The following is a 12,684-nucleotide window of genomic DNA, read 5'->3' as shown; positions in this document are numbered from 1 at the left end:
GTGAGTTCCCACAGGAGTCTCCGTATTCTGCCTACGCTATTGTTGTGCTCTGGTTATAGAAAGGATAGAACTCATGGAAATACATATGGTGGAGAATTCGATTGGTTGATTTCGGATTAGTGTTGTAGGGCATATCTTAACGAAGGCCGCCCACTTTCACTCCTGTGGGAATTGTTTGACCTGAAGATCCACTTTTTCGAGCGGTTTTGGCTCGAAAAAGTTAGCTGAAGGACAAACCCCACGGAAAGGGAAGTGGGCAGCCGGAGTGGCAGTTATGATCACGATATATGTCAAAATTACTTCATAGGTGACTGTGCATTTAATTTCGAACAAACAGTATTTTCATTACTTCGCAGTATATATCTACTGCACAGTATGATCTTATATACATTAAGTGGGCTATGGCGGTTGGTTTCATGTTTCAGGTTATAATTGTCTAATATTTTTCTTTACCGATATCTGATAAACGGTAAAGATAGTTATAATCGATAGCCAAAAAGTAAAGTATCCGATATGTTGTTGATAATCAGTTAGACTACCGTAAACAGGCATCATCCCATACACATAATCAATCAACTCATTATGTAATAACCAGACTGCGGCAATCGCTAAGTGGCCCAATTTAATTTTATAAAGTGGCGCGTACAAAAATGCTTGAATGGCCATCGCTCCATGAGAAGCGATTAACATATACCCTTGCCAGCTTAAATCTCCACTAATGTAAAGTGTTAATAGGTTCATAACAACAGCCCAGGTCCCATATTTCACAAGTGAAGTAAATGCTAATGCTTCAATAATTGGTACATGCTTCCCCATTAACAAAAAAAATAAAAACAATGTAAAAAACAGACTAGCTGTTGGACTGTCTGGTACAAAGGCAAGAAACTGAACAGGTGTATCACTTAGTTGATTACCATACCAGAAGTATCCATAAATAGTACCTAGTAGATTCACAATAAATAAAAGAGCAATAAAATATGGATGGAACAATATTTTTTGCAGCATTATATATTTCCCCTCTATTTTTCTGAATAAATTACAACCATAAACAAAGATAGACTTACCACCTTACCAGAATTAATTGAACGCTATTAAAAACCCTCGCTCATGCGCATTACGAGCGAGGGTTTTGATTTATTCTTCTTCTGAAGCTTCTTCGTTCACAGATATGATAAACTCTGCCAACTCTTGTAATTCTTCGTCTGTCCCTTGAAATTGATCTGCAGGCATTGAACCAACACCATTAACTGCAATATCTTTAATTTCTTCTACATCTAAATCAATACCAATCAATCCTGGTGCTGCTCCCCCACCAGCGAGATCTCCACCATGACAATTAATACAACTGTTCTCTTCATACAGTGCATATCCTGGAGCAGACTCATCTATCTCGACTGAAGGTTTATCATCCGGCCACTCTGGTTTATTGTTTTCTGCTTTTCCTTCCCAGTCAACATGTGCTGCTGCTTCATACGTTAACCAAAATACAGCAACAAAACTAAGAAGCATTAATCCAGTAGCAATTGGCCGTTTATGTGGGCGACGCTCTTTGCCTTTGTCTAGGAATGGTGCTAAGAAAAGTGCACCAAATGCTAGTCCAGGAATAACAATTGCACCTAATACAAAGAATTGAGCACTTGCAAATTTATACTTCAATAATTGATATAAAAATAAGAAATACCAGTCGGGTAATGGTAAATAACTAGTATCAGTTGGATCAGCCATTTTCTCCAATGGTGCAGGGTGTGCAATGGTTAAACATAAAAATCCTACTAAAAATACTGCCCCTACTAACCACTCTTTTAACAAATAATTTGGCCAAAACGCTTCTGTTCTACCAGGATACTCTGAATAATCTTTTGGAATAAACTTTTGCTTATCAGCTGTAACTCGTGAATCGCCGACAAACTTCATCCCTTTTCCTCGTTTCACTGCTATCCCTCCTTCTTAAGCTCTAGTTTATAGCGGGCCAGAAATCCCTTGTTTACGGATCATGATAAAGTGAATAGCCATCAACACGAATAGTGCTGCTGGTAAGAAGAACACGTGAATCGCAAAGAAACGAGCTAATGTTTGAGCTCCAACAATAGACGGATCCCCATTAAGTAATGTTTTAGCCATTTCTCCTATGAAAGGAACACCTTCCGCAATCTCAAGTGTTACTACTGTTGCAAAATATGCTTTATTGTCCCATGGTAATAAGTATCCAGTTAATCCTAGTGCAAGCATAACAAAGAATAGAAGGACACCTACCATCCAGTTAAGCTCACGTGGTTTCTTATAAGCACCTTGAAAGAAAACACGCAACGTATGTAAAAATAGCATCACAATAACTACACTTGCTCCCCAGTGGTGCATACCTCTTACAATCTGTCCATGTGCTACTTCTGTTTGTAAATAATAAACAGAGCGCCATGCATTTTCAATATCAGGCACATAATACATCGTTAAAAACATCCCCGATAAAATTTGGATGACTGTTACAAAGAATGTTAAGCCACCAAAGCAATATACAAACGCAGAAAAATGATGTGCAGGGTTAACATGCTCTGGTACTTCATGATCTGCAATGTCTCGCCAAAGCGGGGTTATGTCTACACGATCATCAATCCAGTCATAAATCTTCTGTAGCATTTATTAAGCCCCTCCTTCCTGAACCGGATTCTCTTTAACATTTCCTAGATATAATGTTCCGTCTTTCACTTCGAATTCAAATAAGTCTAATGCCGCATTTGGCGGTGTATCCGGGACATTTAAACCATTTTTGTAATAACGTCCATCATGACATGGGCAGAAAAATTGATCAGGATAATCTGGATTACCAGCCCAATTCACTGCACAACCTAAGTGTTTACATGTTGGTGATAGCGCAACAATTTCATCGTTTTCATCTTTGTAAACCCATGCACTGTGAGTTACGTCTGATGTATACCAAGCGTCGACTTGCTCAACGGTCCAATCAAAACGTTGAGGTTCTTCAGTGATCTCTGATACATCAACGACCGCATGCATATCTTCTCCACCAGCAGCTTGTAATACTGGATCAATTGCAAAACGTACCATCGGTGCTAGCATACTAGCAGCCATAAAACCGCCGACCCCTGTTAATGAATAATTTAAAAATTGACGACGGGACACTTGTTGTTTTTTCTCTGACATCATTTACCCCCCTCTACACATATTCCGACTTCATGGATTATAAACTCTTATATATTACTAGGACATTACTATGATAGCGCAAACTTTTAACCTGGTCAATAAAATCTAATTTATAATATCTATTTTCTATTAAGAACAAACCCTACCAAAAGCTTCTAATTAACTCACTAATTTGAGTTACTTGTTCGTTTATCCATTTTTTTGTTTGGTCTGTTTGATAATCATCAATCGTAGTAGCAGTTAGCCATATCAAGTTACTATCAAGAAGACGTTCATGTTTTTTCCAGTTCACATCATAAGTAAGGAGAAATATATGTTTAAAATGATCATAGGAAAGCATGCTTGTCCACTGATTAAGAATAGCACTCTCACTCTCATAGTTTGTACTTCGTATATATGTATAAGCTGGACTTAACATTATTCTACCCGTATAATTTCTTTCTAATTCATCTGATATAATTTGTAAGGACGTATTTTGATCAGCTAGTTTGATTGCCTCTGATTCTGTTTGTAAGTCTAATGGTATCAGTGGTATACATAGCGTATCAATAAACTCTTTTGATTGAAAAAACATTTCCAGATCTTTCTTTTTCCATCGCATCTATTATCCTCCCTATCATGATTTCTATAAATGCTGAGTAAATAAAAGTCACAAAAAGAAACGGAATATCCCATTTTAATGGGCTCCGTTCAAACAATTCCATCTACTTCTTAATAATATAAGAAGCTTCCAGTTTTTTCAATTGATCAGAGTACTGTTCAAACAATTGTTGATTTTTTTGATCTAATGCCTCATTGATGTTTTGGAGCAACCTCTCTCTTTTATATTCATATAACGAATATGCTAACCATTCTTCGGCCATCCTTTTATCGCTTTTAGTCAAAAAATAATCATCAGGAATAAATGGATTATCCTCCAATACCTTCATATAAGGGATGCACTGTTTGGAATCTTTAAAATTAAGTTGGATATATATAGGTTCTTTGGCATGTAAACGAATATCATGAAACGATTTATCCGCATCCGTTGTTACAATATGTTTTTTATAAAAACGAAAAGCTATTTCTTTTGAACAATGTGTAGAAATAATCATCGCCCTTGGACAGAACCGTGCTTCTAATACAAAATGAACATGCTCTAATAATTGTTCATGATTTAATAAATAATTTAGAATCCAAACACTTTCTCGTTTTTTTAGTTGATAATTCCCTAAAAACCAATGAATAAACGATTTCTTATCCTCCGCTCGAATTGAAGTTTCCAATTTTCACTTCCCCTCCATTTAAAAGAGAGTATCATTATTTTGATTTTTCAACCTTTCGGCATATTGTTGAATATCGAAATCTGATGGCTCTATTACCAGATACTCTTCAAATACTTCTAGAGCTGCACTAGTCCTCCCTTCTTCTACTAGAAAATATCCATAATCTTTTAAGAAGTCGGTATCTTGTTTTATCTTATTGTATGCACTTTGGTATGCATTTAATGCCTGTTTATACTCTTCTTCCTCATTATAAGCTTTTGCAAGCTCCCAGTAAAAAATACCATCTAATGGTTCAACATCAACCTGTTCTGTTAAAATGTGAATAATTTCAGAATAGTCTTCCTGTTTTTTATATGCTTCGATTAGAAATAATAATGCTTCTTGATATTCATTATCTAACGATATCGCTTTTTTCACTAATTTAAATGCTTGGGATGTGTTACCAGTTTTTAGAGTGATTCTGCCCGCGGTAAACCACATTTCTTTATTAAATGGGTCCATTTCCACCCCTTGATTAGCCGCTTGATATGCCTCATCAAGCATGCCTTCTTCTTCATATGACTTAGCTAGATACAAATAAACAGAAGGATATTCTAATTCTTCTTCCAATAACTTTTCCCAAGCCTGAATTGCTATTTCAAATCGTTCAGATTTATAAGCTAAAAAACCATAACGAAAAAGGGTTTCAGGATCTTCAGTATCTAATGATTGATAGTAATTCAGAGAATCTTCAAATTCACCGTTTAACGCATATGCTTCTGCTAAGCGACTGGCAATGTTAACACCGGCAAATTCTTCCGTTTTACTTCTCAGTTTTTCATAATAAACAATCGATTTATGATATTCCCCCGAAGAAAATAATAATTCACCTAATGCAAAATCAATGATTGGTTCCTCTGGTGCGATATTTTTGGCTATCAACAACTTTTGTTCTGCTACTTCAAATAACCCTTGAGCCTGATAGAGGTCTGCAAGTTGTACCAGTGCCTGTAGGTAGTTATCATCACCTTCTTGTATTTCGTTCAAAAGTTCTATTGCTTGCTCATCTTTATTATCATCAGTCATAATATCTGCTAATAATAATTTCGCCTCACTATTAGCTGACTCTATGTTTAAGATATCGTCTAAAACTGCTTCCGCTAAATCATGATTTCCTAATTCTACAAAAATCTGTGAAATCTCAAGCTTGGTATCTATATCAGCTGAAATTGCCGTTTCATTAAGCAATGATAAGGCTTTTTCTACTTCCCCAGCATGGATCATTTCAATTGCTTGTTCAATCGTATTCAATGATTTCAACCTTTCTTTATAACGTATACTTCTAACTATTCATCTTATCTGATAACAACCAATCGAGCAACTAAGACAATTTGTAAAAACAAAAAATTATGCATAGTCCGTCCCTGCACGATATCCATAAGATACACATTAGATAAATACTGCGAAATAGTGAAAATACTATTTGTTCGAAAATAAATGCGTGGTCACTTATGAAGTAATTTTGACATATATCGTGATGATAACCGCCACTCTGGCTGCCCATTTCCCTTTCTGTGGGGTTTGCCCTTCAGCTAACTTTTTTGAGCAAAAACCGCTCGAAAAAGTGGATCTTTAGGTCAAACGATTCCCACAGGAGTAGAAGTGGGCGGCCATCGCTGAGATGTGCTCAACAACGCTAATACGAATTCATCAAGTCGATTTCACCACTATATATACTCAGTGAAGCGATTTACAGACGTTAGCACTGTAATAAAACAGAAAAGTTTAGTTCCATGAATTCATTCCTTTCTATAATCAGAGCACAAAAATAGCGTAAGCAGAGTACGGAGACTCCTGTGGGAACTCACGCGAGCCGAAGATCCACTTGGTTAAGTGCTTTTCTTTTCCAAGTTAGCTGAGGTCGTGTCCACGGAAAGCGCAGTATTCTGCCGGAGCGAATGGTAGCACTCTTTAAAATATAGTGTGGAAGAGAGCAAATTCATGTACACATTACTTCGCAGTTTATGTTTTTTGTCTAAGCATAGAAAGCTCCAAGTTCAGAATTGTACTAAACTTGGAGCTTTTGGTGGTTTAGTTGGATAATAAGGAGTGTAAGTCTTCGAAAAAAGTTGGATAAGAAATAGCGATACATTCGTCATCATGTAATTCTACTTTTTCATCTGTTAAAAGAGAAGCAACTGCAATCATCATACCAATCCGATGATCACCAAATGAATTCGTTACACCTCCATGTAGCTTGGTATTGCCCTCGATGATCATTCCATCCTTTGTACCAGTAATGGTCGCACCTAACTTTGATAATGTATGGACCACTGATTCAATCCGGTCTGTTTCTTTAAAACGCAATTCTTCTGCGTCCTTTATGAGGGTTTGACCTGTTGCTTGAGTTGCCAATAATGCAATTATGGGAATTTCATCGATGATTCGGGGGATAATATCCCCTTCTATAACAGTAGCTTTTGGTTTTGAAGCTCGTACAGTAATATCACCAATCGGCTCCCCGCCAATCGTTCTTTTTTTCATAACATCAATGGAAACATCCATCATATTCAAGACATCAATAATACCTGTTCTTGTCGGATTCAGACCAACATTTTCAATAGTGACATGACTTCCTTCTGTAATAGCAGCAGCGACCAGGAAAAATGCAGCAGATGAAATATCCCCAGGTACTTCGATATCACAGCCTGTTAAGTTTTTATTACCTGTTATTTTTACTTTTGCACCTTCCACATTAATATTAGCACCAAACGCTTTTAGCATATTTTCCGTGTGATCACGTGTTTTTGTTACTTCTTCAACAGTTGTCACGCCATCTGTTAAAAGACCAGCTAATAAAACACCTGACTTAACCTGTGCGCTTTTGACATTTGGTTTGAAATCGATTGGCAACAATTGCCCACCTCTTATTGCTATTGGAAGTAACCTGCCATGCTCACGACCATCTATTTTTGCTCCCATTTCGCGTAATGGGTGGGCAATACGGTCCATCGGTCGTTTTGATAGCGAATCATCACCATATAAAGTAAAGTGGAATGGCAAGCCTGCTAGAATTCCCATCAACAGTCGAGCGGTTGTTCCGGAATTGCCAAGATTAATTGGCTGATCCGGTTCTTTCAATCCATTAACCCCTTCAGATTCAACCAATACAGTATTATCCTCACGCTTAATAGAAACACCCATTGCTTGAAAAGCTGCGATGGTTGATAAACAATCTTCACCAGCTAAAAAGTTAGTAATCTTTGTTTTTCCTTCTGCAAGTGAACCGAACATAACTGCTCGATGTGAAATAGACTTATCTCCAGGAACCGTAATATGACCCGTTAGCGTCTTTTGTTCAAATGCTAATACTTTTTGTGACAAGATTATTCCTCTCCTATTCTTCAATCACCGTATCATAGTGATTTTTCCTCAAAATAGCCTGACTTAACTCTTGATCATTTTTATTTTGGAAGCTTAAGCGTAACACACCAGTAATTCCTTCTCTAATCTCTAATATTTCAATATTATTAATACTAATATCGTGATTAGCTAATAGCTCAATTACTTTCAATATAGCACCAGGTTGGTCAAAAATATCAACATATATATCATAATAAGATGGAATAGCGCCCTGTTTTCTACTATCCAATCCATCACGATACTCACGTGCTTGCTCTAAATATTGCTGGATTTGTGTTTTTTCCCCCATGTCAATCAAATCTTTTAATTGCCTCATTTCTTCTATCCAATCAGCTAATAATCGACTCATTTTGGATCGGTTCTGAAAAAATATATCTCTCCACATTAAGGGATTACTAGAAGCAATCCTTGTAATATCTCGAAACCCACCTGCAGCAAGCTTATGTATATATGGATGCGTTTTTTGCCAATTTCTTGCTTGATGAACAAGTGATGAAGCAATTAAGTGCGGAAAATGAGAAATGACACTTGTCATCTCATCATGTTCTTCTGGTTCTAAAATTAAAAATTTACTATTAGTAGGTGTTAATAGTGCTTGTAATCGTTCTACATCCTCTTCCCTACTGCTTTCTGTTGGCGACAAAACATAGATCGCATTCTCAAACAAATGCTTTTTTGCTGCTTGAATTCCTTTCTTATGTGAACCTGCCATCGGGTGCCCACCTATAAAAGCTATATGAGGGGAATCAATTTTACTTGCAGCCTCCATAATCGGCCCTTTAACAGACCCAACATCTGTCACGATGAGCGATTTTTCCAACGAAATAGTGCTTAAATAATTAATCAGCTCAATCGTTACAGAGACTGGAGCAGCTAAAATACAAATATCTGCCTGAAGCACTGCCTCAGTAAAATCACTATAGACTCCATCTACTATTTTATTCATTTTAGCATATTCCAGTGTACTGTAATTGGAATCATACCCTATCAATCGTACTTCTTTCGTTTCTCGTATACTTAAAGCAAGCGAGCCTCCTATTAATCCGAGACCCGCTATTAAAACCGTTTGTTTCACGATTTATTCTCCTTTTATATTGATGCTAAATATTCTTTCATGTTTGTTACTAATTCACTCATTTGCTCTTTAGAACCAATGGTAATCCGTACGCCATTAGGGTGACCTAATGCCTCACCAGAGCGAACAATGAAACCTTTTCTTAATAAATATTCAAATAAGGCATCACCTGAGGTCGGTAATTTCACAAATAAGAAATTCGCTTCTGAATCATAGTAGCTTAATCCCATCTCATCACAGCTTCTCATAAACGCTTTTTTATTCTCGAGATTTTCTTCATACGTACGTTGTAAGAAAGCTTCATCTTCAAGCGCTGCTAAAGCAGATAATTGTGAAATCGAAGTTGTATTAAACGGACCACGAGTGATATTTAAATAAGTGGCAACCTCTTCTGATGCAATCCCGTATCCTACACGTAGATTAGCGATACCATACGCTTTAGAAAAGGTTCGTAAAATCACTAAATTCGGATAATTTTTCAAAAATTCTAGACTTTCCGGGTTTTGGCTATCTTCGACATATTCATAATAAGCTTCGTCTAATACAACCATCACATCTTTTGAACATCTTTCTAAAAAAATGGCTAGCTTATCACGACTGATCAACGAACCAGTAGGGTTGTTTGGTGAACATAGCCATACAACTCTTGTTTGGCCATTGATTTTCTCTAGCATTGCTTCTAAATCATGATAACCATCGATTAATGGAACTTCTACAATATTCGCCCCCTGAATTAATGCATTATGTTTATACTGAGGAAATGTTGGAGTTGCCATTACCGTATTTGTTCCTGGCTCTAAATAGGTGCGGCAAATGAAATCGACAACTTCGTCTGATCCGCAACCAAAAATTAGCTGTTGCTCTTCTATATTTAATTTATGAGCTAATGTTTGTCTTAATGCCGTTGCATACCCATCTGGATATATTTCCAAGTGATCAATCATATTTGGAATGGCTTCTTTTATTTTATTCGAATACCCGAATGGATTTTCATTTGAGGCTAATTTGACTATTTTTGTTAAACCATATTCTTTTTTTACATCTTCTATTTGTTTTCCTGGAGTATATGGTGACATACTTCGAAATACTTGTTTTGCTTGCAATGACATAGCTCCTTTCGTGTGCTTACTTCTCTTCAAGCAAGTCAGGCCTTAACTTTACTGCATCATTTAAATAAATATGTTCAATTTCTTTTTGAGCTCTTGATGTATTCACCGTCATCATTACGCGAATACACTTCGGTAAACTGCCAGGAACATTAATTTCTGGCATACACATTACCGGTACATATTTCCATCCATCCATAAGACGTAACGCTTTAGCTGGAAAAGCGGCATTTAAATCAGAAGTTACTGAAATCATTACCGAAGCAATCGTTTCAGGTTCTATATCGTTTACTTTAGCCATCGCTTCAATCATCTCTTTTGTTGCCTGGACCATTTCATTAGCGTCATTGTTCTTGACAGTTGTTGCTCCTCGTATTCCTCTTATCATTAAGAACCCAACTCTCTCATAAAGTTTTTAAGAAGATTGGTGAGATCTTGATCAGGTATATTTTCTGTTATCGGATCACCTATTTCTTGTAATAATACCATCTGAACGGTAGCGTTCTCTGATTTTTTATCTATTTTCATACGTTCAACAAGTTGAGTAGTTGATATCGCCGGTAAATTTAAAGGATAATGATTTTGGGATAGCCAGTTATAAAGTGTTTCATATGGTAATTTACTATTTAATCTTTGTTCACTTACTTTTATAGCAAATAACATGCCAATTGCAACTGCTTCACCATGAGTAATTTGGCCATAGCCTAGCTCTGATTCAATGGCATGACCCAATGTGTGTCCGAAATTCAGAAATTTCCGAATATTAGACTCTTTCTCATCTTGTTCTACAATCTTTGCTTTGACAGCAATCCCTTTTTGAAGATGATCGGTCATCACATTGGGGTCGATCTCTTGCGTAAGGTCTACTTTCCATATATCTTCCAGATAACCACGGTCACTAATAAATCCATGTTTCACTACTTCTGCATAACCTGATCGTTTTTCTTTACCTGGTAGCGTATATAACGTATCAATATCATAAAGCACTGCTTGCGGTGGATAAAAACTCCCGATTAAATTCTTACCCTCAGGATGATTAATCGCAACTTTGCCACCTACACTACTATCGTGAGCTAAAATGGTGGTAGGAACTTGTATAAAGTCAATACCTCTCATATAAGTAGCTGCAACAAATCCCGCCAAATCTCCAATCATCCCACCACCAAGGGCGATAATCAGCGATTTGCGATCTAACTGATGGTGAATCGCATCAGTCAGCAATTGATAATAGTGCTCTATACTTTTAGAAGCTTCGCCACTTGGAACTACACTAATAGATACCTTTGCATCTTTTGGCAGGTTCGCTACAACTTTTTCCGTATAAAGTTCGTTCACCATTGAATCTGTAATAATCAGTATATTTCGATATGATTTAGGAAGGTAATCTTTCAAATTCCCCAAAATATCTCTACCGACAAAGACATCATATTGATTAGTGCTAGTTGTTATTGTCTGCCTATGCATCAGAAGCACCTTATTTCCTCACGGTACTTATCAATCGCTTCTTTTAATTTCGGAAATTGATCGTTCGGGAATTGCTCTAAGATCGCTTTTGCAATTTCAAATGCGACGACATGTTCCATTACTACAGCTGCGGCCGGAACAGCACAGGAATCAGATCTTTCAATACTTGCATTAAAAGCTTCTTTCGTCTCAATATCAACACTTTGAAGCGGTTTGTATAGGGTAGGGATTGGCTTCATGACTCCTTTTACGATCACAGGCATACCTGTTGTCATTCCACCTTCAAAACCGCCTAAACGATTCGTTCTTCGGTAGTAACCCCGTTCTTCAGACCATATTATTTCATCATGTACCTCACTGCCATTTTTACGAGCTGCTTCAAAGCCAATCCCAAACTCCACACCCTTAAAGGCATTGATACTTTGAACCGCTCCGGCTATACGGCCATCTAATTTCCGGTCATAGTGTACATAGGATCCAATTCCTGCAGGTAATCCTTCAATAGCAACTTCACAAACACCACCAATTGAGTCCCCATCTTTTTTCGCTTGATCGATCGCATCCATCATTTGTTTACCAGCTATCTCATCTAAACAGCGGACAGGTGATTCTTCTGAAACACGGATCTTGTCATCGATTGATAATTCCGTTTTTTCTTCTGCTTTAATTCCCGCAATTTCTTTCACATAACCAATAATTTTAATATCTAATTGTTTTAATAACGTTTTTGCAACTGCGCCAGCTGCAACTCGAGCGGTTGTTTCTCTGGCAGACGAACGTTCTAAAATATTTCGCATATCACGATGGCCATATTTCAGTGCACCATTTAAATCGGCATGGCCTGGACGTGGACGAGTTACTATGCGACGAATATTTTGGTCTTGTGGTACTGGATCTTCTCCCATTACATCAATCCAGTGTTTGAAATCATCATTATGCACAACTAGAGCGATAGGAGACCCTAGAGAGTAACCATGACGTACTCCACCCACTATATCTACTAAGTCTTTCTCTATTTGCATTCTCTTCCCTCTGCCGTGGCCTTTTTGACGGCGCAGAAGTGAATCATTAATATCATCTTGTGTAATCGGCATTCTCGCTGGTAAACCCTCGATAATCGTTGTTTGTTGTTTACCATGCGATTCACCTGCAGTTAAATATCGCATTGTTCTCCCCCTCAAAATCATTTTTTGTATTACTATAACACAGCATG

At 37.2% G+C, this 12,684-nt stretch carries 13 protein-coding genes; all 13 read right to left on the bottom strand.

The window, feature by feature from the left end:
- Nucleotides 1–426: 426 nt before the first annotated feature.
- Nucleotides 427–1,005, bottom strand: a complete 579-nt coding sequence (lhaT, locus tag J5J03_RS07065) for a lipoprotein heptaprenylglyceryl N-acetyltransferase LhaT (RefSeq protein ID WP_208587940.1) — start codon at nt 1,003–1,005, stop codon at nt 427–429.
- A 129-nt stretch (nt 1,006–1,134) separates the two neighbouring features.
- On the bottom strand, nt 1,135–1,932 hold the full coding sequence (locus J5J03_RS07060; protein ID WP_208587938.1) for a menaquinol-cytochrome c reductase cytochrome b/c subunit: 798 nt from the start codon (nt 1,930–1,932) through the stop codon (nt 1,135–1,137).
- Between the two features lie 27 nt (nt 1,933–1,959).
- Nucleotides 1,960–2,634: a menaquinol-cytochrome c reductase cytochrome b subunit gene (qcrB, locus tag J5J03_RS07055; RefSeq protein WP_018933723.1), complete on the bottom strand. Its 675-nt coding sequence runs from the start codon at nt 2,632–2,634 to the stop codon at nt 1,960–1,962.
- A gap of 3 nt (nt 2,635–2,637) precedes the next feature.
- On the bottom strand, nt 2,638–3,159 hold the full coding sequence (locus J5J03_RS07050) for a QcrA and Rieske domain-containing protein (protein ID WP_208587936.1): 522 nt from the start codon (nt 3,157–3,159) through the stop codon (nt 2,638–2,640).
- Nucleotides 3,160–3,301: 142 nt separating this feature from the next.
- Nucleotides 3,302–3,760 (bottom strand): DUF2487 family protein, encoded by a 459-nt coding sequence (locus J5J03_RS07045; protein WP_208587934.1) that lies wholly within the window; start codon nt 3,758–3,760, stop codon nt 3,302–3,304.
- Nucleotides 3,761–3,863: 103 nt separating this feature from the next.
- Nucleotides 3,864–4,424, bottom strand: a complete 561-nt coding sequence (locus J5J03_RS07040) for a ReoY family proteolytic degradation factor (RefSeq protein WP_208587932.1) — start codon at nt 4,422–4,424, stop codon at nt 3,864–3,866.
- Nucleotides 4,425–4,442: 18 nt separating this feature from the next.
- Nucleotides 4,443–5,714, bottom strand: a complete 1,272-nt coding sequence (locus J5J03_RS07035) for a tetratricopeptide repeat protein (RefSeq protein WP_208587929.1) — start codon at nt 5,712–5,714, stop codon at nt 4,443–4,445.
- Nucleotides 5,715–6,494: 780 nt separating this feature from the next.
- Nucleotides 6,495–7,787, bottom strand: coding sequence for a 3-phosphoshikimate 1-carboxyvinyltransferase (gene aroA / locus J5J03_RS07030; protein ID WP_208587927.1), 1,293 nt, complete (start codon nt 7,785–7,787; stop codon nt 6,495–6,497).
- 13 nt (nt 7,788–7,800) lie between these two features.
- A complete protein-coding gene (locus tag J5J03_RS07025; RefSeq protein WP_208587925.1) occupies nt 7,801–8,901 on the bottom strand; it encodes a prephenate dehydrogenase in 1,101 nt (366 codons plus the stop codon).
- A 14-nt stretch (nt 8,902–8,915) separates the two neighbouring features.
- Nucleotides 8,916–10,004, bottom strand: a complete 1,089-nt coding sequence (hisC, locus tag J5J03_RS07020; RefSeq protein WP_208587923.1) for a histidinol-phosphate transaminase — start codon at nt 10,002–10,004, stop codon at nt 8,916–8,918.
- 22 nt (nt 10,005–10,026) lie between these two features.
- A complete protein-coding gene (aroH, locus tag J5J03_RS07015; RefSeq protein ID WP_208587920.1) occupies nt 10,027–10,395 on the bottom strand; it encodes a chorismate mutase in 369 nt (122 codons plus the stop codon).
- A complete protein-coding gene (gene aroB / locus J5J03_RS07010) occupies nt 10,395–11,471 on the bottom strand; it encodes a 3-dehydroquinate synthase (protein ID WP_208587918.1) in 1,077 nt (358 codons plus the stop codon). Before aroB ends, aroH begins: the two co-directional genes overlap by 1 nt.
- Complete coding sequence (aroC, locus tag J5J03_RS07005) at nt 11,471–12,637, bottom strand: chorismate synthase (protein WP_208587916.1); 1,167 nt, start codon at nt 12,635–12,637, stop codon at nt 11,471–11,473. Before aroC ends, aroB begins: the two co-directional genes overlap by 1 nt.
- Nucleotides 12,638–12,684: the final 47 nt, after the last annotated feature.

Origin of the sequence: Gracilibacillus suaedae (assembly GCF_017599345.1) — a bacterium.
In the GTDB taxonomy this organism is placed as follows: domain Bacteria; phylum Bacillota; class Bacilli; order Bacillales; family Amphibacillaceae; genus Gracilibacillus; species Gracilibacillus suaedae.
The sequence above is the reverse complement of the archived record's forward strand: the minus strand, read 5'-3'. Positions and strand labels throughout refer to the sequence as shown.

Coding starts and splice junctions, on each gene's coding strand:
- lhaT (WP_208587940.1), bottom strand. CDS start 1,005: ATGCTGCAAAAAATATTGTTCCATCCATATTTTATTGCTCTTTTATTT.
- qcrB (WP_018933723.1), bottom strand. CDS start 2,634: ATGCTACAGAAGATTTATGACTGGATTGATGATCGTGTAGACATAACC.
- J5J03_RS07050 (WP_208587936.1), bottom strand. CDS start 3,159: ATGTCAGAGAAAAAACAACAAGTGTCCCGTCGTCAATTTTTAAATTAT.
- J5J03_RS07045 (WP_208587934.1), bottom strand. CDS start 3,760: ATGCGATGGAAAAAGAAAGATCTGGAAATGTTTTTTCAATCAAAAGAG.
- aroH (WP_208587920.1), bottom strand. CDS start 10,395: ATGATAAGAGGAATACGAGGAGCAACAACTGTCAAGAACAATGACGCT.
- aroB (WP_208587918.1), bottom strand. CDS start 11,471: ATGCATAGGCAGACAATAACAACTAGCACTAATCAATATGATGTCTTT.
- aroC (WP_208587916.1), bottom strand. CDS start 12,637: ATGCGATATTTAACTGCAGGTGAATCGCATGGTAAACAACAAACAACG.